20 protein-coding genes are annotated in these 22509 nt (G+C 70.0%); 8 read left to right on the forward strand and 12 right to left on the reverse strand.

The window, feature by feature from the left end:
* The first annotated feature begins 68 nt into the window (after positions 1–68).
* Positions 69–578, forward strand: a complete 510-nt coding sequence (locus ACG04Q_RS00085) for a response regulator (RefSeq protein ID WP_394508737.1) — start codon at positions 69–71, stop codon at positions 576–578.
* A 167-nt stretch (positions 579–745) separates the two neighbouring features.
* On the opposite strand, the gene ACG04Q_RS00090 is transcribed toward ACG04Q_RS00085, so the two are convergent.
* Entirely contained in the window at positions 746–1465 is a 720-nt protein-coding gene (locus ACG04Q_RS00090) for a response regulator (RefSeq protein ID WP_394508739.1), read from the reverse strand.
* A 131-nt stretch (positions 1466–1596) separates the two neighbouring features.
* Here ACG04Q_RS00090 and ACG04Q_RS00095 point away from each other — a divergent pair, with 131 nt between their 5' ends.
* The 6 genes from ACG04Q_RS00095 (at position 1597) to ACG04Q_RS00120 (ending at position 7326) form a co-directional block, all read left to right on the forward strand.
* A complete protein-coding gene (locus ACG04Q_RS00095; RefSeq protein ID WP_394508741.1) occupies positions 1597–1797 on the forward strand; it encodes a hypothetical protein in 201 nt (66 codons plus the stop codon).
* A gap of 134 nt (positions 1798–1931) precedes the next feature.
* Positions 1932–2357: a globin family protein gene (locus ACG04Q_RS00100; RefSeq protein WP_394508742.1), complete on the forward strand. Its 426-nt coding sequence runs from the start codon at positions 1932–1934 to the stop codon at positions 2355–2357.
* Positions 2358–2397: 40 nt separating this feature from the next.
* Positions 2398–4398 carry a hybrid sensor histidine kinase/response regulator gene (locus ACG04Q_RS00105; RefSeq protein WP_394508743.1) on the forward strand — a complete coding sequence of 667 codons (2001 nt, stop codon included), beginning with the start codon at positions 2398–2400 and terminating at the stop codon, positions 4396–4398.
* A gap of 99 nt (positions 4399–4497) precedes the next feature.
* Positions 4498–5448 carry a Bug family tripartite tricarboxylate transporter substrate binding protein gene (locus ACG04Q_RS00110; protein ID WP_394508744.1) on the forward strand — a complete coding sequence of 317 codons (951 nt, stop codon included), beginning with the start codon at positions 4498–4500 and terminating at the stop codon, positions 5446–5448.
* 7 nt (positions 5449–5455) lie between these two features.
* Positions 5456–6955 (forward strand): malonate--CoA ligase, encoded by a 1500-nt coding sequence (locus tag ACG04Q_RS00115; RefSeq protein ID WP_394508745.1) that lies wholly within the window; start codon positions 5456–5458, stop codon positions 6953–6955.
* An 11-nt stretch (positions 6956–6966) separates the two neighbouring features.
* Positions 6967–7326: a hypothetical protein gene (locus ACG04Q_RS00120; protein ID WP_394508746.1), complete on the forward strand. Its 360-nt coding sequence runs from the start codon at positions 6967–6969 to the stop codon at positions 7324–7326.
* Between the two features lie 129 nt (positions 7327–7455).
* Here ACG04Q_RS00120 and ACG04Q_RS00125 read toward each other — a convergent pair whose 3' ends face one another.
* Positions 7456–7953, reverse strand: a complete 498-nt coding sequence (locus tag ACG04Q_RS00125) for a 3'-5' exonuclease (RefSeq protein ID WP_394508747.1) — start codon at positions 7951–7953, stop codon at positions 7456–7458.
* Between the two features lie 31 nt (positions 7954–7984).
* Positions 7985–8560, reverse strand: coding sequence for a hypothetical protein (locus ACG04Q_RS00130; RefSeq protein WP_394508748.1), 576 nt, complete (start codon positions 8558–8560; stop codon positions 7985–7987).
* Between the two features lie 338 nt (positions 8561–8898).
* Between ACG04Q_RS00130 and ACG04Q_RS00135 the strand changes: the two genes are divergently transcribed.
* A complete protein-coding gene (locus ACG04Q_RS00135) occupies positions 8899–9843 on the forward strand; it encodes a 4-hydroxyproline epimerase (protein ID WP_394508749.1) in 945 nt (314 codons plus the stop codon).
* A gap of 3 nt (positions 9844–9846) precedes the next feature.
* Here the strand turns inward: ACG04Q_RS00135 and ACG04Q_RS00140 are convergent, their stop codons facing one another.
* The 9 genes from ACG04Q_RS00140 to ACG04Q_RS00180 form a co-directional block, all read right to left on the reverse strand.
* The gene (locus tag ACG04Q_RS00140) at positions 9847–10188 is read right to left on the reverse strand and encodes a nuclear transport factor 2 family protein (RefSeq protein WP_394508750.1); all 342 of its coding nucleotides are present in this window, start codon (positions 10186–10188) and stop codon (positions 9847–9849) included.
* 37 nt (positions 10189–10225) lie between these two features.
* Positions 10226–11233, reverse strand: a complete 1008-nt coding sequence (locus tag ACG04Q_RS00145; RefSeq protein WP_394508751.1) for a glycoside hydrolase family protein — start codon at positions 11231–11233, stop codon at positions 10226–10228.
* A gap of 160 nt (positions 11234–11393) precedes the next feature.
* Positions 11394–13367, reverse strand: a complete 1974-nt coding sequence (locus ACG04Q_RS00150) for an RICIN domain-containing protein (RefSeq protein WP_394508752.1) — start codon at positions 13365–13367, stop codon at positions 11394–11396.
* 64 nt (positions 13368–13431) lie between these two features.
* Positions 13432–15231 carry a sugar-binding domain-containing protein gene (locus tag ACG04Q_RS00155; protein ID WP_394508753.1) on the reverse strand — a complete coding sequence of 600 codons (1800 nt, stop codon included), beginning with the start codon at positions 15229–15231 and terminating at the stop codon, positions 13432–13434.
* Positions 15232–15252: 21 nt separating this feature from the next.
* Positions 15253–16230 (reverse strand): galactofuranose ABC transporter, permease protein YjfF, encoded by a 978-nt coding sequence (yjfF, locus tag ACG04Q_RS00160; RefSeq protein ID WP_394508755.1) that lies wholly within the window; start codon positions 16228–16230, stop codon positions 15253–15255.
* Positions 16227–17189, reverse strand: coding sequence for an ABC transporter permease (locus tag ACG04Q_RS00165; protein ID WP_394508756.1), 963 nt, complete (start codon positions 17187–17189; stop codon positions 16227–16229). The genes yjfF and ACG04Q_RS00165 overlap by 4 nt, the downstream gene beginning before the upstream one ends.
* A complete protein-coding gene (locus ACG04Q_RS00170) occupies positions 17186–18676 on the reverse strand; it encodes a sugar ABC transporter ATP-binding protein (RefSeq protein ID WP_394508757.1) in 1491 nt (496 codons plus the stop codon). The genes ACG04Q_RS00165 and ACG04Q_RS00170 overlap by 4 nt, the downstream gene beginning before the upstream one ends.
* On the reverse strand, positions 18676–19626 hold the full coding sequence (locus ACG04Q_RS00175; RefSeq protein WP_394508758.1) for an ABC transporter substrate-binding protein: 951 nt from the start codon (positions 19624–19626) through the stop codon (positions 18676–18678). The genes ACG04Q_RS00170 and ACG04Q_RS00175 overlap by 1 nt, the downstream gene beginning before the upstream one ends.
* Before the next feature lie 141 nt (positions 19627–19767).
* Positions 19768–22503, reverse strand: coding sequence for a TonB-dependent receptor (locus tag ACG04Q_RS00180; RefSeq protein ID WP_394508759.1), 2736 nt, complete (start codon positions 22501–22503; stop codon positions 19768–19770).
* Positions 22504–22509: the final 6 nt, after the last annotated feature.

Raw genomic sequence — 22509 nt, forward strand, 5'->3', positions numbered from 1 at the left:
GGGCTGAGGCAACAATGGCCAACCCCTTACCGGGGGATATAAAAACAAGCGAAAACCGAGGACACGGGATGGACAACACAAGGCTGCAGGCCTCTCTGACAACGCATCCGCTCTGGCTCAGCGCCGCCCCCGGTGGCGCCGCGGCCGGCGCGCCGCTGCCAGGCCTGGACGAAGACGTCCGGGATCAGCGCCTGCCCCAGGTCCTGCTCGTCGAGGACAACCACATCAACCAGGTCGTCGCGCTGGAGTTCCTGGCGCTGATGGGCGTGCAGGCCCGCCTGGCCAAGAACGGCATCGAAGCGCTGGCCGCCTGCGAGGAAACCGCCCCCGACCTGGTGCTGATGGACATCCAGATGCCCGGCATGGACGGCCTGGAATGCGCCCGCCGGCTGCGCGCGCAGCAGCGCGATGGCCGCATGCCCGGCTTCCCCATCCTGGCGTTGACGGCGCACGCGCTCGATGCCGACGTGGCCGCCAGCATGGAAGCGGGCATGGACGAGCACCTGACCAAGCCGCTGGACTTCGCAGCGCTGCGCATGCGGTTGCAGCGGTGGCTGGATTTGCCTCCGGTGAACTGAGGCCCCTCGTCCAGGCGTGCCACGCTGAACGCGGGCAAGCCTGACCGGTCCCCCGAGGGGACGGCGATGCTCGCGGGGCATGCCCCGCTCGCACATCGCCAGACGGGCCGGCTTGGGAGCGGCCCGGCGCTCGGCCCGCACAGAGACACTACGGCCGCGTCTGCCCGTCAGGGAGCGGGAACGTAGACGTACCCAACGTTCCTCACCGTCTTGATGACCTCGGGCTTGTCGGGGTTGCGCTCGACCTTGCGGCGCAGGCGCATGACGCGCAGGTCGATGCTGCGGTCGAAGACGTCCCAGCCGCGGTTGTGGGCCTGCTCCATAATCTGGTCGCGGTTCAGCGGCCGGTTGGGGTGGCGGGCGAACAGGGCCAGCAGGTCGAACTCGGCCGCGGTGATGTCGATCTCCGAGCCATCCGCGCCGAACAGCTTGCGCCGCGCCAGGTCCAGCTGGCAGGGGCCGAAGGCCACGCGCTCCGGCTCCGCGTCGGCGGCGGCCGCGGGCGCGCTGACCTGCAGGCGGCGCAGCACGGCGCGCACGCGGGCCAGCAGTTCGCGCAGCTCGAAGGGCTTGGCCACGTAGTCGTCGGCACCCACCTCCAGGCCCACGATGCGGTCGATGGCCTCGCCGGCCGTCGTCAGCATCAGCACGGCCAGCCGCGGGTGCGCCTCGCGCAGCGCACGGGCCAGCGACAGGCCGTTCTCGCCGGGCATGTTGATGTCCAGCACCGCCACGTCGGGCACGCGCCGGGCCACCTCGGCGCGCGCGGCCGCGGCGTCCTCGGCCTGCAGCACCTCGAAGCCATTGCGGCCGAAGTACTCGGCCAGCAAGGCGCGCAGTTCGGGCTCGTCGTCGACGATCAGGACGGTGGGCAGGCTGTCTGGCATGGCGGCGAATGATAGGCAGGCACACCGGCCGCGGCGCGACGTTGAAACAAACGCAACACAAGGCCCGGCAGGCTGAAGCGCGGCTGAAACGCCCGCCTTCGACAGTGCGGTCACCGAACAGGAGCACCGCCATGAACTACCGCAGCGACAACCCCGCCACCGACTGGCCCGAGACGATGGCCGTCATCTACCGCAGCGAGGCCTTCGCCGAAGACCTCGACGACGACCACCACACCCCGCCCGCCTCCGGCTGGCACCCGCTGGAACGCCTGGTGGCCGCGCTGCCGCTGCTGTGCATCTTCCTGCCCGCCGCCGACGCCTATCTCCGTTGACCCCTCGTCCGACGAGGGGCCGGTGATGCTCGCCGGATTGACCGGCAAGCACATCACCAGGACGGGCCGGCTCGAGAGCAACCCGGCGCTCGGCCCGCAACTTCCTGCCGCCACCGCGACTGAAAGCCTCCACCATGACCCCGCACCAGATCCACCTCATCCGCACCAGCTTCGAGCCACTCAAGCCGCTGGCCGCCACCATCGCCGAGGCGTTCTACGCGCGGCTCTTCATGCACGACCCGGCGCTGCGCTCGCTGTTCCGCGGCCGCGACATGGCCCAGCAGGGCGAGCGCCTGATGCAGATGCTGGCCGCCGCCGTCGAGCTGCTGGACCGCCCCGGCGCGCTGACGCCCGTGCTGCTGCGCCTGGGCCAGCGCCACGGCGACTACGGCGTGACCGCGGCGCACTACGACAGCGTCGGCGCCGCATTGCTGGACACGCTCGCCGCCGGCCTGGGAGAGGGCTTCACGCCCGAGACGCGCGAGGCCTGGACGGCGATGTACCGCCTCGTCGCCCGCACGATGCAGGAAGGCGCCGCCGCGGCCGTTCTCGCCGCCTGATCTCTCTATCATCGGCCGCGCTTTCAGGGAGAGAGGGCCGATGACCGAAGACATTCATTTCCACCCGACGCCCGATGCCGGCGTGGGCGAGCTCAGCAGCGTGCTGCAGGCCACGCTGCCGCTGCTGTCGCAGCTGCTGGAGGCCGTGCCGGCGCGCGTCGTCGTCATCGACGTCAACGAGCGCCTGGTGTGGGCCAACCAGGAGTTCTTCCGCTTCACGCGGCTGCATCCCAAGCAGGTGCTGTCCCAGCCCATCGCCCGCATCATTGGCGACGCGGCCTACGCCAGCTACGACAGCGTGCGCCCGCGCCTGGCCAGCGGCCAGACGGTGGCCTGGGAGGGCTGGACGGCACTGGCCGGCATGGGCCGGCGCTACATGCGCGAGCACCTGGTGCCGGTGGACGTGCGGGACGGCGTGCCGCAGGCCACCGTCGTCATGAGCCTGGACCTGACCGAGCTGAAGCGACGCGACGCGGAGCTGTCCGCCAAGGTCGCGGAGCTGGAGGCCAGCGAGGCGCTGAAGTCCTCCATCTTCGACAACGCGATGGCCGCGCTGGTGTCCACCGACGAGACCGGCCACATCGTCGAGTTCAACCCCGCGGCGGCGGCCATGTTCGGCATCGCGCGCGAGCAGGCGCTGGGCCGCGCGGTGGCCGAGGTGATGATTCCGCCGCAGCTGCGCGCCGCGCACGACGCCGGCATGGCCCGCGTGACGGCCGGCGGCGAGCAGCGCGTGATGGGCCGGCGCGTCGAGATGCCGGCGCTGCGGGCCGACGGCAGCGAGTTCCCCGTCGAGATGGTGCTGTGGCGCACCGCCGTCGGCGCGCAGACCTACTACACCGCGTCGCTGTTCGACCTGTCCGAGCGCCAGACCGCCCAGGGCGAGATCGAGCGCCAGCGCGAGGCGCTGCGCCAGAGCGAGAAGCTCACGGCCATGGGCAGCCTGCTGGCCGGCGTGGCGCACGAGCTGAACAACCCGCTGTCCATCGTCATGGGCCGCGCGTCGCTGCTGGCCGAGAAGATGACCGGCCACGCGCTGGCCGCGGATGCGCAGCGCATCCACGAGGCCGCCGAGCGCTGCGGCCGCATCGTGCGCACCTTCCTGAACATGGCGCGCAGCCGGCCGGCCAACCGCAGCGAGGTGGCGCTGAACGACCTGGCCACCGCCGCCATCGACATGCTGGCCTACGTGCTGCGCAGCCACGGCATCGCCGTGACGCTGGACCTGCTGCCGGGCTTGCCGCCGGTGAAGGCCGATGCGGACCAGATCGGCCAGATCGTGCTCAACCTCATCGTCAACGCGCAGCAGGCGCTGGGCCTGCGCGACCACGGCCGCCAGCTCACCGTCTCCACGGGCCTGGCGCCCATGACCGAGGGCGACCGCCGCCGCGTGCCGCGCGTGTGGCTGCGCGTGCGTGACAACGGCCCCGGCATCGCGGCGGAGCTGCGCGAGCGCATCTTCGAGCCCTTCTTCACGACCAAGAGCGAGGGCGTGGGCACGGGCCTGGGCCTGGCCGTGTCGCGCGGCATCGCGCGTGACCACGGCGGGGAGCTGACGCTGCAGGACGACGAAGGCATCAGCGCAGGCGCCTGCTTCTGCCTGCAGCTGCCCGTCAGCGGCGAGCCCGAGGCGCGTGACACCGAGCCGGTGCCGCTGCCCGACACCGACGAGCAGAGCGCGCGGCTGCTGGTGGTGGACGACGAGCCCGAGATCGCCGAGCTGATCGGCGAGATGCTGGCCGGCGCCGGCTACGAGGTCATGACCGCGGAGTCCGGCGCCGTCGCGCTGGCGATGCTGGCCGAGGCGCGTTTCGACGCCATCGTCAGCGACCTGCACATGCCCGACCTGGACGGCGCCGCACTGTGGCGCGAGGTGAAGCGCACCCAGCCCGCGCTGGCGCGGCGCATGCTGTTCGTCACCGGCGACACGCTGTCGCCGACGGCGCGGCAGTTCCTGGACGAGGCCCGTTGCGACCGCTTGAACAAGCCGTTTGCGAAGGCCGAGCTGCTGGCCCGCGTGATGGCGCTGCTGCAGCCTTGACGGGTTTTGCCGGCACGCCGGCCATGGGTCGCGCCGTGCCGGCAGCCCCCCGGGGCGCGCCCATAATCGCCCCGCACAAAAGCATCAGGAGACATGCCGATGAAGCGCCGCACCTTGCTGCCCGCCCTGTTGAGCCCGTGGCTGGCCCAGGCCCAGGGGTCCAAGCCCCAGACCTGGATCGTGCCCTTCCCCGCCGGCGGCGGCACCGACGCCTTCGCCCGCCCGCTGACCGCGGCGCTGACCAAGCAGATGGGCCGTCAGGTCATCATCGACAACAAGGGCGGCGCGGGCGGCACCGTGGGCGCCACGCTCGCCGCCAAGCTGGCGCCGGACGGCAACGGCTTCTTCATGGGCGCGGTGCACCACACCATTGCACCGTCCATGTACCCCCGGCTGGAGTACCGGCTGGAGGATGACTTCGTGCCCGTCGCGCTGCTGGCCAGCGTGCCGCAGGTCATCGTCGTGCACCCGGGCCAGGTGCCGGTGGCCGATCTCAAGGGCCTGCTCGCCGCGCTGCGCGCCAAGCCGGGCAGGCTGAACTACGCGTCGGCCGGCAACGGCACCTCGCACCACCTCGCGGGCGAGCTGTTCAAGCTCAACACCAAGACCTTCATCACCCACATCCCCTACCGCGGCGCGGGCCCGGCGCTGCAGGACCTGATCGCCGGCCAGGTGGACCTGATGTTCGACGGCCTCGGTTCGTCGGCCAGCCACATCAAGGGCGGCCGCATCAAGGCACTGGCCGTCGCGTCGGCCAAGCGCGCCGTGGGCTTCCCGGACGTGCCCACCGCGGCGGAAGCCGGCGTGCCGGGCTACGAGGTGTCCACCTGGTATGGCCTCTGGGCGCCCAAGGGCACGCCCAAGGACAGCATCGCCGCCATGCAGGCCGAGCTGCGCAAGGTGTTCGCGACGGACGAGATCCGCAACATCTGGCACGGCCTGGGCGCCGAGACGCCCAACCTCTACGGCGACGCGTTCGGCCAGTTCGTCAGCGCGGAGACCAAGCGCTGGGCCGCGGTCGTGAAGGCGTCGGGCGCCAAACTGGACTGAGGCAACGATGAACCTGTACGCCGCCCTGCGCGCCGGCTTCCCGGCCGACCTCGACGCCACCGCCATCGACCACGACGGCGCGCTGTATTCCTGGCGCGACCTGGAGCGCGGCAGCGCCATGCTGGCCAACTGGCTGGACAAGCTGGCCCTGCCCGCCGGCAGCCGCGTGGCGGTGCATACCGACAAGAGCGTCGAGGCGCTGATCCTGTATCTCGCCGTGCTGCGCGCGGGCCATGTCTACCTGCCGCTGAACCCGGCCTACCAGGCCAGCGAGCTGGAGCACTTCATCACCGACGCCGCGCCGGGCGTCGTCGTCTGCGCGGGCAGGAACTTCGGCTGGGTCAGCAAGCTGGCCTTCCAGCGCGGCGTGCGCTGGGTGTTCACGCTCAACGACGACCGCACCGGCACGCTGCTGGACCGCGCCGTGCAGATGCCCGACGTGCACACGCCCGCCGGGCGCGGCGCCGACGAGCTGGCCGCCATCCTCTACACCAGCGGCACCACCGGGCGCAGCAAGGGCGCGATGCTCAGCCACGGCAACCTGCTGAGCAACGCGCAGACGCTGAAGACCTTCTGGGACTGGCAGCCGGATGACGTGCTGCTGCACGCGCTGCCCATCTTCCACGTGCACGGCCTGTTCGTCGCCTCGCACGGCGCGCTGCTGAACGGCAGCAGGATGCTGTGGTTCAACAAGTTCGACGCGCCCGCCGTGGCCCGCCGGCTGCCGGAGGCCACCGTCTTCATGGGCGTGCCGACGCTGTACGTGCGGCTGCTGCAGGAGAAGGTGCTGGACACGCGCCACATGCGGCTGTTCATCAGCGGTTCCGCGCCGCTGCTCATCGAAACCTGGCGCGAGTGGCAGCAGCGCACCGGCCACCTGATCCTGGAACGCTACGGCATGAGCGAGACGCTGATGCTGACGTCCAACCCCTGCCGGCCCGCAGACGGCGAACGCGTCGGCGGCACCGTGGGCCCGGCCCTGCCCGGCGTGGGCCTGCGCCTGCTGCGCGACGACGGCGCGGCCTGCGCGGTGGACGAGATCGGCCATGTGCAGGTGCGCGGCCCCAACGTGTTCAGCGGCTACTGGCAGATGCCGGAGAAGACGGCCGAGGAGTTCACTTCTGATGGCTGGTTCAAGACGGGCGACGTGGGCCGCGTGGATGCGCAGGGGTACCTGACGCTGATCGGCCGCAGCAAGGACCTCATCATCAGCGGCGGTTTCAACGTCTACCCGGCCGAGGTGGAAGGCTTCCTGAACGAGCTGCCCGGCGTCGGCGAATCCGCCGTCATCGGCGTGCCGCACGCGGACTTCGGCGAGGCGGTGGTGGCGGTCATCACGGCGGCTGGGCAGCCTGATCCCGAGGCGCTGATCCGCGAATTGAAGGGGCGCATTGCCGGGTTCAAGGTGCCGAAGCGGGTCATCGTGGTACCGGAGTTGCCGCGGAATGCGATGGGGAAGGTGCAGAAGAAGCTGCTGCGGGAGCAGTACGCGGGGTTGTTTGCCTAGCCTCGCCGCCCATGTCACCCGCCTTTCTTTCCTCCATCGCCAGTCGCTGGTTCGCCCACCGCTGGTGGCTTCTGGGTGCATCGGTGGCGTGCATGGCAGTGGCCTTTGCGGCATTCAATCTCGCGCCTCCAAGCGTTGCATTTGTTGCCGCCGTGCTCGTGGGGCCCTTCGTTGCCGGCCCCTGGGCGCTGCTCTGTGCCTGCATCTGGTTCCACCCCGAACGCGGGAACCTGCTGCCGCACAGCAAGATCGTCGGCAAGCTGCCGCCCTTCTTGCAATCCGGCGTGCGCTGGTATGCCGTGATCTTTCTTACCCTGTTCACGGTCGCAGCCGTCGTTGTCTTTCCCATCTTGTCGGTGAGCTGGCTTTGAAAGCCAACGGCATTCGTGCTGTCTAGCGAGGCTAGGCTGCTCGTCGCAGCATTGTCAGGAGTTCCTCCCGGCAATGCGGCAATCAGCAGCACGCTCCCATCGAAGCAACAGAGACCAAACCCAAGCTGCTCAGCAGCTCACCCCCGCCTTCACCTCCCCCAACGCCAGCTGCAACACCCGCGCATCGCTGCTGGCCCGGTGCCGCGTCAGCTGCTGCCGCGCGCGCACCGCCTCGGTGATGCTCTTCCAGCGCTGGGCCTCGTCCTCGCTGAGCAGCTTGCGCAGGTCGTCCAGCCGGAAGCTGGGCCGCAACTCGACGGCGTCATACAGCCGGTTCAGCCAGGTGTAGTCATGCCCCCAGCCGTCGCAGAAGACCGTCTGGCCGCACAGGCGTGCGTTGAGCTGCTCGGCCACCCAGCGCGCCGGCCGACCGCGACCCAGCAGCAACGTGCGGCTGATGCCATGCAGCGCTTCGGCAGCGGCGTCCCAGTGCACCCAGTCATCCTCAGGCCTCACGAGACAGCAGAACAGCTTGCCGTCGCCGGCGCAGTAACCGATCTCGATGGGATAGCTGCCGCGGCCGAAGCCCGAGGCTTCGATGTCGAGGATGGTGGGCAGCGGGTCCATCGGCCCGAGTTTGTCAGGCCGACACGGGAAGTTACACAGGGTTGTCGATGACGGCCTCGCGCTCGAACAGCTGCTGCGCGGCGCGGCCCACCTGGCGCGTGTCCCACCAGGCGTAGGCGCCCACGCCGGCCGCCCCCACCAGCGGTACCCAGCGCGACAGCGCCCGGCCGGCGGCCTGCTTGCCCAGGTGCACGCCCACGGCGGCCGCCGCTCGCTGCAGCAGCGCCTGGGCCGCGGGGCGCACGATGACGCGCTCGCCCACGCGCACCGACAGGTCGCGCAGCGCCTGCGCCGCCGTGTGGCGGAACAGGCACCACATCATCTGCGTGGGGCCCAGCTCGGCGCTGCGGCCGTACAGCGCGGCGATGTCGGCCACCAGCTGGCGCTGGATGTGCCAGACGGCCAGCATCTCCGGCGCGATGGTGGCCCAACCCAGCGGGCCGGGCGGCAGCGCCAGCGTGCCGGCGGCCAGCGCCGCTTTGGATGCGGCACTCTCGATGACCTTGGCCGCCGCGTCACCAGGCCGCGGGCTGACCGTGAAACCCGGCTCCGGCGGCTGCACCACCAGCGCCAGCACCCGGTCCCCCAACGTCACGTTCTCGGCCATGCGCGCCCCCTCCTTGCTGCGTCACCGCCTTGCGCGGCCCCCGCAGAATGGCACAGACTCGCGCCTGCCGCACGCGGCCGGGGCCGTCGCCCTGCAACCGGGAGAAACGCATGCCCTTGCCGCCCCTTCGGCCCGGCCACCCGCGCTCGCACGCCTTGCCGTTGCAGGGTGCCCGCACCTGATCCCGCCCCAGGAGCCCCCATGCCCCCATCCACCCGGCACGGCGCATTCCCCGCCGTCCCCACCGTCCCCGCCATCACCGCCCAGCCCCGCCCCGCTGCGGGCCCGAACGTCGCCGGCACGACCGCTCAGCAGCGGGCTCACCGCCGGCCCCGGCCATGAAGCGCGTGCAGGTCATCGACTCGCACACGGGCGGCGAGCCCACGCGCGTGGTCATCGATGGTTTCCCGGACCTCGGCATGGGCACCATGGCCGAGCGGCTGGCACTCCTGCGCGACGAGCACGACCGCTACCGCCGTGCGACGTTGCTGGAACCGCGCGGCAGCGACGTGCTCGTCGGCGCGTTGCTGTGCGGTCCGCAGAACCCCGCGCACACGGCCGGCGTCATCTTCTTCAACAATGCCGGCTACCTGGGCATGTGCGGCCACGGCACCATCGGCCTCGTCGCGACGCTGGCGCACCTGGGGCGCATCCAGCCCGGCGAGCACGTCATCGAGACGCCGGTGGGCAACGTGCGCGCAACGCTGCTGGCCGACGGCAAGGTCAGCGTCCGCAACGTGCCCAGCTACCGGCTCGCGTCCGACGTGGCCGTCACGCTGCCGACGGGGCAGACGGTGACCGGCGACATCGCGTGGGGGGGCAACTGGTTCTTCCTGTGCGCCGACCACGGCCAGCTCGTCCGCCCCGAGCGCGTCCAGGCGCTGACCGACTACGCGGCCCTGCTGGGCGAGGCGCTGCAGGCCCAGGGCCACCGCGGCGCGGGCGGCGCCGTCATCGACCACATCGAGCTGTTCGCCGACGCCGACCCGCTGCTGGCCGACAGCCGCAGCTTCGTGCTGTGCCCGGGCCGCCAGTACGACCGCTCGCCCTGCGGCACCGGCACCAGCGCCAAGCTGGCCTGCCTGGCAGCGCGCGGTCAGCTGGCGCCGGGCGATGTGTGGCGGCAGGCCAGCGTCATCGGCAGCATCTTCGAGGCCTGGTACGACGCGCCCTTGGACGGCAGCGCCGGCGTCGTGCCCACCATCCGCGGCCGGGCCTTCGTGACCGCCGAGGCGACGCTCATCATCGACCCGGCCGACCCGTTCGGCTGGGGGCTGGGCTGAGCGTCAGTCGCCGCGGCCGATGAACGCGCGGATGGCCGCAATGCGGCCGTCGGCATCGATGTCGAACACGTCCACGACGTACAGCGTGTCGCGCCCGTCGACGACGATTCTCAGCTCCACCGCTGCGCCGCCCTCGCGTTCGTAGGCGGCCAGCACGTCGATGGCCAGGTGCTGCACGGCCGCGAAGTTCTTGCGCGTCTCGTCCAGCGCCGCGGCCTTGCCGGCGACGCGGATCTTCCAGTCGCGCAGCGTGATGGCGTCGGCGAACAGCGGTTCGATGGCCGCGAGGTCGCGCGCGGCGTAGGCGGCCAGGTAGGCACGCACGAGGGACAGCTTGTCGGTCATGGCAGGCATCCTAGGCGCGGCCGGATGCCCGCGGGTTTCACTCCGGGTACGCCTTCAGCAGCGCGTCCAGCTGTGCCTTCGTCACGGCCATCATGAAGCCGTGCCGCAGCGTGGCCGGCATCTCGAACCTGTTCCACTCCTTGACGCCCGAGTTGCCCCAGACCTCGATCCACGGGCCCTCCAGCCGTGGCGCCATCGACAGGCCGTAGCTGGTGCCGGCGTACTGCTCGTAGTACAGCAGCCAGTCCTGCCCGTTGGGCGCGCGGATCAGCGTGGGCGCCTCGCGGAAGGCCGGGCTCAGCGGCGGGCCGGGCTCGGGGTACGGGCCCAGCAGGTTCGCGCCGCAGCTCATGCGGATGGTCTTGCCGGTCGTCCAGATGTAGGACGGGAAGCGCTCGTCCTTCACGACGGCGCAGTAGCCGCCGCCCGGGTTGTCGACGAGGAACACGTCGATGGTGGCCATGTCCCAGTCGAACAGGCGCTTGGGCGGCCCCTGGAACTCGCGCAGGTCCCTGGACGTGACGTACAGCGTGCGCTGGCTGGACCAGTAGCGCTCGGGGTCGTCCGGCGAGCCGGGCACATTGGGCGTGTGCCACATCAGCACGAACTGCCTGCTGGCCTTGTCGAAGAACAGCTTGGGCGCGCCGATGCGCTGCAGCGGATGCGGTTGGCCCACCGCCGTGGACAGGTCGGGCTTGTAGGTGCCGAACTTCGTCCACTTGACGAGGTCGTCGGACACCCAGAAGCGGATCTCCTGATCGTCATCGCTCTGGTTGCCGACGAGGTAGTAGCGGCCGTCGCCGCCCTGCACGATGAACGGGTGGCCGTGGTACTCCTCGTTGACGGCCTTGCCCTTGTTCAGGCGCTGCCAGTGCAGCCCGTCGGTGCTGACGGCGTAGTGCAGCACGCCGTAGCGGGCGTGCGTCATGTGGGCGAAGAGATAACCGCCACCGGCGGGGGAGGCGGCGGGTGCTGCGTCGGCAGCCAGGGCCGTGAGGCCCGTGACGGCGAGCAGCACGCCGGCGAGCCAGGCGTGCAATTTCATCTTGGATCTCTCCTGTTGAATTTCGGGCCGAGCGCCGGGCCGCTCCCAAGCCGGCCCAGTCTGGCGATGTGCCTGCGGCTCAATGCCGCAGGCATCGCCGTCCCCTCGGGGGACCGGCCGGGCGCGCCCGCGTTCAGCGCGGCGTGACCGGACGAGGGGCTCACGGCGCAGCCAGCTGCCAACGCTGGCAGTCGCCACCCAGCCATTCCCACTGCGCCACGTCGGCGCCGTTGGCGGTCGAGCAGCCGGCCACGTCGAGCACGCGGCCGCTGTTCTTGTTGACGATGCGCACATAGCCCGCGCCGACGTTCTCTATGCCCCAGCGCTGTGCGGCGGCGTTGTTGCCGGTCCACTGGCGCACGTCGGCGCCCATGCGCAGCGAGCCGTCCTGCACGTCCATCTTCAGGCCACTGTTGACCGACGTGAATTCGTAGAAGCCGTCGCTGGTGGGCGTAACGGTCCAGCGCTGGCAGTTGGCGCCGCTGTAGGGCCACTGCTGGATGTTGCCGCCCGCGGCGGTCGAGCAGGCGTTCACGTCCAGCGCCTGCGCACTGTGCTTGGCAATGACCTTGTACGTGCCGCCCGCCACCGCGTTGGGGCTGACGCGCTCGAAGCGCCAGCGCTGGCAGTCGCCGCCCAGCCAGGTCCATTGCTGCACGTTGGCGCTGGTGGCGGTGGAGCAGGCGTTGACGTCCAGTACCAGCCCGCTGTTCTGGTTGACGACGCGGAAATAGCCGTCGCCCACCGGCTCGATGCGCCACTGCTGGCAGCTCAGGTTGTTCACCGTGTACTGCTGCACGTTGCCACCGGCGGCCGTGGAGCAGCCGTTCACGTCCAGCGCCTGACCGCTGTGCTGGGCGGTGATGGTGTAGATGCCGTTGGCGGTGTTGGTGACCTTCCAGCGCTGGCAGTCGCCACCGATCCAGGTGTACTGGGCGACGTTGGCGCCCGGCGTCGTCGAGCAGCCGGCCACGTCCAGCACCTGGTTGCTGTGCTTGGCCACGAGCCGGTAGACGCCGTCCGCCACGGGGTTGTTCAGCGGCGCGCTGGCGAACTGCATGCGGCAGCTCATGCCGGCCAGCTGCAGCACGCGCGTGTTGTCGGCGGACGCCAGCAGTTGCGTGCTGTAGTTGGTGCAGGCATCGCCGCCGGTGCCCACGGGCGTGGCCAGGGGGGTGGCGGCCTCGGTCCAGGCGCCGGTGCCGCCGGCGGTGTTGAACATGTAGACGCGACCGTTCAGGTCTTCGTTCACCGTGTTGTTGCTGTTGCGCTTGAGCAGCTGGCCGATCAGCAGCAGGCGGCCCTGCGGGCTGCCGTCATTCATCCACGTGATGGTGGGCGTGTGGCCAAAGTGATGGCCAGCCGTGGACTCCACGCGCGTCCCCATGTTGCTGGCCGTGCCCCAGCTGGTGCCGTTGCTGGACGTGCGCACGTAGACATCGCAATTGCGCGAGCCGCAGATCTCGTACGTCATCACGTAGGTGCCGTTCGGGATCTTGCGCACCACGGCCATGCCGGGGCGCAGGTCGCCGTTGTCGCTGATGCCGACGTCGATGGTGTCGGCGCTCCAGCTGACGCCACCGTTGGTGGACACCTTGTGCGCCAGCAGCTGGTTGTAGCCGCTGGCCTTGTACTCCTCGCTGGAATAGAACATCACCAGGCGCCCGGCGCTGTCGACGATGAACTCGGGCTCCCAGATGCCGGTGCTGCCGGTGGCCGGCACGGACAGCTGCGTCCACGTGCGGCCCACGTCGGTGCTGCGGTAGATGCGCAGCGCGTACGCGTTGGTGCCGTTGCGGCCGGTGGTGGCCCAGAACAGCGTGCCGGCCGGGGTAGAGCCCAGCGCCTGCGGCACCTCCCACAGCGTGCTGCAGCAGTGCCAGCTCTCGGGCACCGTGATGCTGCCGACCTGCGTCCACGAGGCGCCCTGGTTGGTGCTCTCGTAGATCAGCGACTGGCTGCCGCCGAGGTCGTGCGACGCCAGCAGCCGCCCATTGGCGGCGCCACTGGCCGCGAGGCGGATCATGCGCGGGTAGAAGCTGTCCTGCGTGGCGTTCAGCACCACGTCGGCCGCACGGGCGGGGGCGCTCAACAGCGCCAGCAGCGCGATGGCGAATGCAATCAAAGCTCTCATGCCTGTCTCCTGGTGGGTGGGAAAGGCGGCTCTGCGGCCGCTCAAGCCGGGCGCTGCGTCTGGATCAGCGGCCGAACTGGATCAGCTCCCGGTTGGCCTTCTTCACGCGGTCGAAGTCCAGCTTCTTGACCTGGCGGTCGTAGGTGAAGAAGCCGTTCAGCTCTTCTTCGACGTCCGTCGTCTCGGTATAGACCGCCGCGCTCAGGCCCTGCGTGGCGGCGTACTCGCGCAACCGCGCGGCCTGCTCAACGTAGACCTTGGTGACGGCCTCCCTGCTCTCGTAGAGCAGGTAGCAGCACTTGCTGTCGGGGCGGTACATGTGGCCCGGCGTGCGCAGGCTGTTGCCGCCGTACTCGCCCAGCACGGCAATGCGGCCGGGCTGCCAGTTCACCCAGGCCGGGCCGGGGTAGTCGTGCAGGTCGATGACGTCGCCACCGCCCATGTCATGCGGCTCGAAGTTGATGCCGGAGTGGGTGTTGATGAGGCGCGTCGGGTCCAGCGCCTTGAAGGCGTCAGACATGCGGCGGTGGTCGAAGTCGCCCCAGCTCTCGTTGAAGACGACCCAGGACACGATGGACGGGACCGAGCGCAGCTGGTCGACGATCTCGCGCATCTGGCCCTCGGTGCGGGCGCGCACCGACAGGTCCTTCTCGGCGTCCCACGCCTGCGGCATGTCCTGCCACACCAGCAGGCCCAGCTTGTCGGCCCAGTAGAACCAGCGCGCCGGCTCCACCTTGATGTGCTTGCGGACCATGTTGAAGCCCAGGTCCTTGGTGGCCTGCAGGTCAAACTTCAGCGCCTCGTCGGTGGGTGCCGTGTAGAGGCCGTCGGGCCAGAAGCCCTGATCCAGCGGGCCGAACTGGAAGACGAACCTGCCGTTCAGCAGCGGGCGCGGCACGCCGGCCACATTACCGATGGCGATGCTGCGCATGCCGAAGTAGCTGTCGACCTGATCGACGACCTGGCCGTTGCGGCGCAACGTGACCTGGAGGTCGTACAGGAACGGATCGTCCGGCGACCACAGGCGGGGCTTGGGCACGTTGAGGTGCAACTCCGTGCCGGGGTGGCCGGTGACGCGGCCGACAGGCTTGCCGTCGCGCAGCGCCACGGCTTCGATCTCGGCGTCGGCATCCGCGCGCACGATGAGCTGCAGGCGCTGTTTGGCCACGTCGGGCGTCATGTCCAGCCGCGCCACGTGGGCGGCGCCCACGGGCTCCAGCCACACGGTCTGCCAGATGCCGGAGCTGGGCGTGTAGAAGATGCCGCCGGGCTTGAGCGACTGCTTGCCCACCATGCCGTCGCCGGTGCTGGGGTCGAAGGCCGACACGACCAGCTCGTTGCGGCCGGGCTTCAGGTGGTCGGTGATGTCGAAGCTGAAGGACGTGTAGCCGCCGTCGTGGAAGCCGACGCGCGTGCCGTTCACGTAGACGTTGGCGACGCGGTCCACGGCGCCGAAGTTGATGCGCACGCGCTGGCCGGCCCAGCCGGCGGGGACCTCGAAGCTGCGGCGATACCAGAGGTTCACCTCGCCCAGGCGCTCGATGCCCGACAGGCGCGACTCGACCGGGTAAGGCACCCTCACCTGCTCCAGCTTGGCCGGGAAGACCGGGGCCGTGGAGGGCACATGGCGGGCATCGGGCGCGCCCTTGCCGCCCCAGTAGTCCCAGGTGCCGTTGAGGTTGAGCCAGTCCTTGCGCACCAGCTGCGGCCGCGGGTACTCGGGCAGCGGCTGGGCGGCCTTCTCGGCGGCGTCGGTCCACGGCGTCGTCAGCCGCGCGCCGGGAACAAAGGGCTTGTCGGGCTCCTGCGCGTGGGCGGCCAGGCCGGCCAGTGCGAGGACGAGGGATGAAATCAGCAGTCTCATGAACAGCCTCATGTGAATGAATCAGGGAGCGGTGCGACGGCGCCCGTGCCACAGCACCAGGAGCCGCTGCAGGCCGCAGAACACGCCCAGCAGCGCGCCGATGACGATGCGGGTCCACCAGGAACTCAGCGTGCCGTCGAACAGGATCAGCGTCTGGATGAAGCCCAGCATCAGCACACCCGTCAGCGCGCCCAGCACGTGGCCCGTGCCGCCGCTGAGCAGCGCACCGCCGATGACGACGGCGGCAATGGCGTCCAGCTCCAGCCCCTGCGCATGCAGGCCGTAGCCCGACAGCGTGTAGATGCCGAACAGCACGCCGCCCAGCGCCGCGCAGGCGCCGCTGACGGCGTAGACGCCGATGCGCGTCGCAGCGACAGGCAGGCCCATCAGGCGCGCCGACGTCTCATGCCCGCCCAGTGCGTAGGCCGCGCGGCCGAACGGCGTGGCACGCGACACCCACACGGCCAGCACCAGCACGATCAACGCCATGACGGCGCCCGGCGTGATCTCGCCCACCGGCCCCAGTGACCAGCGCGCCTGCGACCACGCGGCCAGCGTCGCGTCGCTGATGGCGATGGACTCCAGGCTCAGCACGTAGCAGAGGCCGCGCGCCAGGAACAACCCGGCCAGCGTGACGATGAAGGCCGGCACCTCGAAGGCCTGGATGACCCAACCCATGAGCCCGCCGAACAGCGCGCCGCCCAGCAGCAGCAGCGGGATCAGCAGCCACGGCGACAGGTGGGCGCGCTCCACACCCAGCGCCAGCAGCATGGTGGTGAGCGCGACGACCGAGCCCACCGACAGGTCGACGCCGCCGGACAGGATGACGAAGCTCATGCCGACGGCGACGACGAGCAGGAAGGCGTTGTCGATGAGCAGGTTGAGCAGCACCTGGCCCGACAACAGGCCGGGATAGGCCGCCGCGCCGGCGAACAGGGCGACGACGAGCAGCAACACCGAGGTCCAGCTCGGGAGGTTTTGGGTGTTGAGGAGCTTCATGCCGCGCGCCTCCGGCGTGGCAGGCGCACCGAACGCCACTTGGGCGACTGGCTGATGGACACCGCGAACACGACGATGGCCTTGACCACCAGCGTCACCTCGGGCGCGATGCCGAGGGCGTAGATGCTGGTGGTCAGCGTCTGAATGATGAGCGCGCCCAGCAGGCTGCCGCGCAGGCTGAAGCGCCCGCCCAGCAGCGACGTGCCGCCCAGCACCACGGCGAGGATGGCATCCAGCTCCAGCATCAGGCCGGCGTTGTTGGCGTCGGCGCTCCTGATGTTGGCGGCGATCATCAGCCCGCCCAGGCCCGCGCACAGCCCGCAGGCGACGTACACCGCCAGCAGCAGTGCCGCCGCGTTGACGCCGGCGAGCCGCGCGGCGGCCGGGTTGGCGCCCGCAGCCTGCAGGAACAGGCCCAGCGCCGTGCGGTGCTTCAGCGCGCCCAGCAGCAACGCCAGCGCCAGCGCCAGCCACGGCGCGAACGGCAGCCCCAGCAGGAAGCCGGCGCCGAGGAAGGCGTAGCCGGCGTCGTCGATGGTGAGCACCTGGCCGTCGGTGACGAGCTGCGCGATGCCACGGCCGGCCACCATCAGGATCAGCGTCGCGATGATGGGCTGGATGCCGCCGGCGACGACCAGCAGCCCGTTGAACAGCCCGCACACCGCGGCGGCACCCAGGCCGGCCGCGATGGCCAGCGCGAGCGAGCCGCTGTCGTTGATGAGATGGGCCGACACGGCGGCCGTGATGGCGACGACGGCGCCCACCGAGATGTCGATGCCGCGCACGGCGATGACCAGCGTCATGCCCATCGCGACGACCATCAGCGGCGCGGCGCGGTTGGCGATGTCGATCAGCGCGCCGTAGACGTGGCCGTCCTGCCAGCGGAGGTCGATGAAGCCGGGGTTCAGCGCCGCGTTGAGCAACAGCAGCGCCACCAGAACGATTGCGGCGTGCTTCATGCGGCCATCACCTGCAACAACTTCTCTTCGCTCAGGCCACGGGCATCCAGCGCCGCCACCTGGCGGCGCTCGCGCAGCACGACGACGCGGTCGCTGGCGCGCAGCACCTCGGGCAGTTCGGAGGAGATGAACACCAGCGCCATGCCCTGGCCGCACAGCGTCAGCACCTGGTCCATCAGGTCCTGCTTGGCGGCGATGTCGATGCCGCGCGTGGGCTCGTCCAGGATCAGCAGCCGCGGCTCGGTGGCCAGCCAGCGGGCCAGGATGGCCTTCTGCTGGTTGCCGCCTGATAGCAGGGCTATGGGCGTCTCGGCGTCGGCCGTCTTGATGCCCAGCTGCGTGATGAAGCGCTGTGCCAGCTCGCGCTGCGCCTTCGGCGCCAGCATGCGGAACACGCCGCGCCGCGCCTGCAGCGCGAGCACGATGTTCTCGCGCACGCTCAAAGCGGCGACGATGCCGTCGACCTTGCGCTCCTCCGGGCAGAAGGCGAAGCCGGCGCGGATGGCGTCGCGCGGGCCGCGCAGTGCGACCGGCCGGCCATCCACGCTCAGTGCGCCGCGGTCGGCGCGGTCGGCCCCGAACAGCAGCCGAGCCACCTCGGTGCGGCCGGCGCCCAGCAGGCCGGCCAGCCCCAGCACCTCACCCGGCGCAACGCCGAAGTTGACGCCGGCCACCGCGTTGCCGCGACCCAGGTCGTGCGCCTGCAGCAGCGGCGCGCTGACGGCGTCGGCGCGGGCTTCGCGCGTGGCCGTCGTGGCCGACAGCGCGCGGCCGATCATCAGCTCGACGAGCTGCAGCCGCGGCAGGTCGGCGCCGTACTCGCCGACGAACTGACCATTGCGCAGCACCGTGAAGCGGTCGGCCACGGCGTAGGCCTGGTCAAGGAAATGCGTGACGAGCAGGATGGCCACGCCCTGCGCGCGCAGCTGGCGCAGCAGCTCCAGCAGCCGCGCCGTCTCGGCCTCGTCGAGGCTGGACGTGGGCTCGTCGAGGATGAGCACACGGGCCTGCTGGTGCAGCGCGCGGGCGATGGCGACGAGCTGCTGCACCGCCACCGGCAGTTCGCCGAGGATGGTGTCCACCCTGATGTCGAGTCCGAGGCGATTCACGGCCGCTGTGGCCTGGCTGCGCACTTCGCGCCAGTCGATGCCGTACCAGCGGCGCGGGAAGCGCCCGGCCAGGATGTTCTCGGCCACCGACAGGTTGGGGCACAGCTGCACCTCCTGGTGCACGACGGCGACGCCCGCGCGCTGCATCGCGCCCGGCGTGCGGCCCTGCAGCGGCTGGCCGTCCAGCTCGATGCGCCCGCCGTCGCGCGGCTGCACGCCCGCGAGGATCTTGATCAGCGTGGACTTGCCAGCGCCGTTCTGGCCCATCAGCACATGCACCTCGCCGGCGCGCAACGTCAGCGCCGCGTCGACCAGCGCCGGCACGCCGTTGAAGGCCTTGGCGACGCCCTGCGCCTGAAGGACTGCCCCGGAGGTCATCAGTACTTGCGGTTCGGCAGTTCGCGCGCCGCGACTTCGGCGGGGAACACGCCTTCCTCGGTGATGAGGCGGCGTGGCAGCGGCTTGCCGGCCTTCAGGTCTTTGACCGCCTGCATCAGCGACGGGCCCAGCAGCGGGCTGCATTCCACCGTGACGTTCAGCTTGCCGGCCACCATGGCCTGGAAGGCGGCCTTCACGCCGTCGATGGAGACGACGAGGATGTCCGTGCCAGGCTTCAGGCCGGCTTCCTCGATGGCCTGGATAGCCCCCAGCGCCATGTCGTCGTTGTGGGCGTACAGCACATGGATCTTCTTGCCGGCCTCGGCCTTGATGAAGGCCTCCATGACCTCCTTGCCCTTGGCGCGGCTGAAGTCGGCCGTCTGCGAGCGCACGATGTTCAGCCGCGGCTCGGCCTTGATGGCCTCCTCGAAGCCCTTCTTGCGGTCCAGCGCCGGCGCGGCGCCGACGGTGCCCTGCAGCTCGACGATGCGGACGTCGCCCTTGCCGCCCTTGAGCCGGTCAACCAGCCAGCGGCCGGCGCGGCGGCCTTCCTCGACGAAGTCTGAGCCCATGAACGAGGCCCACAGGCTCTCGTCGGCTTCCTTCACGAGGCGGTCGGTCAGGATGACGGGGATGCCCGCGGCCTTGGCCTCGCGCAGCACGGTGCCCCAGCCGGTCTCGACGACGGGCGACAGCGCGATGACGTCGACCTTCTGCGCGATGAAGGCGCGCAGCGCCTTGATCTGGTTTTCCTGCTTCTGCTGCGCGTCGGCGAACTTCAGCTCGATGCCGGCGTCCTTCGCCGCCTGCTTGATGGAGGCCGAGTTGGCCGTGCGCCAGGCGGACTCGGCGCCGATCTGCGAGAAGCCGAGGACGAGTTTCTTGCCGTCGGCAGCCCAGGCGGGCAGGCCTGCGGCTGCAAGAACGGCCACGAGGTGGCGTCGCTGCATGGTGTGTCTCTGGAGAAAGGCCGCCCCGGCACGCGCTCTCACGAGCGCGTGCACAAGGGCTGGCTGCAAAGGCGACGCCGAACCAACAGCCGCCCGGAGAATGATCAGAAGGCGCGCTGCACGCGCCTTGTCGCTACAAGATCAGAGCTTGAAGTTGAAGCTCAGGCCGTAGAACTTGTCGTCCGAACGGATGTCGTGCGGGAAGCTCTCGTTCTGGAAGTAGCTGTAGTACTTGGCGCCGGTCAGGTTGTTGGCGTTGAAGCTCAGGCTCAGGTGCTCGTTGACCTGGTAGCCGATGGCGAAGTCCAGCCGGCCGTAGGCCTTGACGCGGTTGTAGTACGGCGCGTTGTTGTTGCCGCAGATGCCGGTGGCGAGGCCGTTCTCGGCAGGCGAGGCGACCAGGCAGTCGATCTGGCCTTCGTTGAACTTGTCGCGCCAGGTGTAGGTCAGGCGGCTGGTGATGCCGTACTTCTCGTACAGCACGCCGGCGTTGTAGCTGTGCTTGGACACGCCCAGCAGCGGCTTGCCGAACAGCTTGTCGCCGACGGTGTTCACCTTGCTGTCGGCCATCGTGTAGTTGCCGAACACGCCCAGGCCACTGGCCGCGCCGGGCAGCATGTCCAGGAAGTACTGCGCGCTCAGCTCCAGGCCCTGCAGCGTGGCCTTGCCCAGGTTGCGCGGGCGGCTCATGTCGTAGGTGACGCCGCCGATGACCTCGCGGGCCACCGAGCGCACGACGCGGTCCTTCAGCACGCGGTGGTAGATGGCCGCCTGCAGGTAGCTGCCCTTGCCGAAATAACGCTCGACCGACAGGTCATAGGCCGTGCTCATCTGGTCCTTGAGCTCGGGGTTGCCGCCGCTGCCGCCGGGGATGATGTTGGCGTTCAGCGGCACTGCGTAGTTCAGCGTCGGGTTCAGGTCGCCCAGGCTGGGGCGGGACATCGTGACGCCCGCCGTGGCGCGCACCAGCAAGTTGGGCATGACCTCCAGCTTGGCGCTGGCATTGGGCAGGAAGTGGTTGGTTGTGGACGAGGCGGTCTGCGGCGTGACGACGCCGCTGATGCGGCCGGCGCCGGAGATGGTGCGCTCCGAGCGCACGAAGCGGCCGCCGAAGACGCCGTCCAGCCGCATGCCGGCCACGGTCGTCTCGTAGTGCGGCTGCACATAGAGGGCGTAGGTCTTCTCGTTGCTGTCGTAGTTGTTGACGGGTGCGTAGGCCGGGTCACCCGGCTGGCTGCCGTACAGCACGCGCAGCACGTCGGTGTTGTTGCGCAGGTAGTCGGGGTTGGGCGTCATCCACGGCTGGCAGCCGTTGATCTGCGGGATGCAGTTGGGCGCCTGGATCAGGAAGTCGGCCGGCAGGTTGGTGGCCGAGCTGACCAGCGTCACGCGGTTGCCGCCGGGCGCGCCGGGGCCGCCGGCCTCGTTGGCACGCCATTGCGAATCGCGGTCCGCGGCACGGGCGCCGAACTCGATGGAGCTGATGAAGCCGTCCAGGTCGTAGCTGCCCTTCAGCGCCACGGCATTCTGCTCGCTCTTGGCCCAGTTCAGGTCCTGGAACAGGCCGTTGGCGAAGCGGAAGTCGGTCTTGCTGCCCAGCGGGTTGCCAGGCATGTTGGTGGTGCCGTAGCCACCGGCGTTGACGACGATGTCCACCGCGCCGATCTGCTTGCCGATGTCGACGATGATGTTGCGGTTGCGGTTGTCCGACGCCATGTGCGAGGCATCCAGGTGCAGCGACAGCGGGCCGGCGTTGTACTTCCAGCCGGCGGCCAGCACGCGCTGGTCGGTCGCACCCAGCTTGGCCTGCGTGCTGGTCAGGCCGGGCACGTTGTTGAACGTGGCCGACACGCCGTTGCACAGCTTCTGCACGCCCGCGGCGGCGTCACCCAGGAAGCCGGCGCCGTTGATGTGGGCGTCGAAGCAGTCGGTGCTGGCGTTCGCGTTCGTGATGTTGGCTGCCGCGAAGATGTCCGAGAAGATGAAGTAGGTGCCGAACTTGCCGCGGTAGCCCGCGTACAGCGCATCGGCATAGAACTCGTTCTGCGCGTTGGGGCGCCACTGGATGGACGCATTGGCCTGCGGGCGCTGGTAGCCGCCGGTGTCGGTCAGGCCGCCCACGCAGGTGGGCAGCACGATGCCGGCAGCACCCGCCGGACCGTTGGTGCCGGAGCGCGGGTCGCAGTTGAACGAGATGGGACGGTTGAACTTGTGGTCGGCGTAGGAGAGGTCGGCCAGGATGCCGATCTCGCCGGCGTCGGTCCGCGTGCGGTAGGAGCCCAGCACGCCCAGCTTGGTGCTGGGCTTGGTGGCGAACTCGCCGACGGTGGCGCGGCCGTTGACGACCAGCGTCAACCCCTTGCGGAACTCCATCGGCTTGCGCAGCTTCAGGTCGATGGCGCCGGCCACGCCGCCTTCCAGCACGTTGGCGCCGGCGGACTTGTAGACGTCGGCGCGCGAGATGGCCTCGGCCGGCAGGTCCTGGAACGCGAAGCCACGGCCCACGCCGGTGAACATCTCGCGGCCGTCGACGGTGGTGATGATGTCGCCGATGCCGCGGATCAGCGGGTTGACGATCTCGTTGTTGAACCCCACGACCGTCTGCACGCCCGGCACACGCTGCAGCGCCTCGGCGACGGTGTTGTCGGGGAACTTGCCGATGTCGTCGGCAACGATGGACTCGACGACCTGGTCCGCGTCACGCTTGGACTGCACGGCAGCGTTGCGGCTGGCGCGCTGGCCGATGATGACGACCTGCTCAAGCTTGTTCGGCTCGGCGGCCTTGGCGGCCTCCTGCGCAACCGCCTGCTGCTGGCCGGCGAGCGCCAGCGTCAGCAGTGCGGCAGCCTGGATGGGCGAGAGGGTGAATCGCTTCATTGTTGT

The organism is Pelomonas lactea (genome assembly GCF_043555885.1).
GTDB classification, from domain to species: domain Bacteria; phylum Pseudomonadota; class Gammaproteobacteria; order Burkholderiales; family Burkholderiaceae_C; genus Pelomonas; species Pelomonas lactea.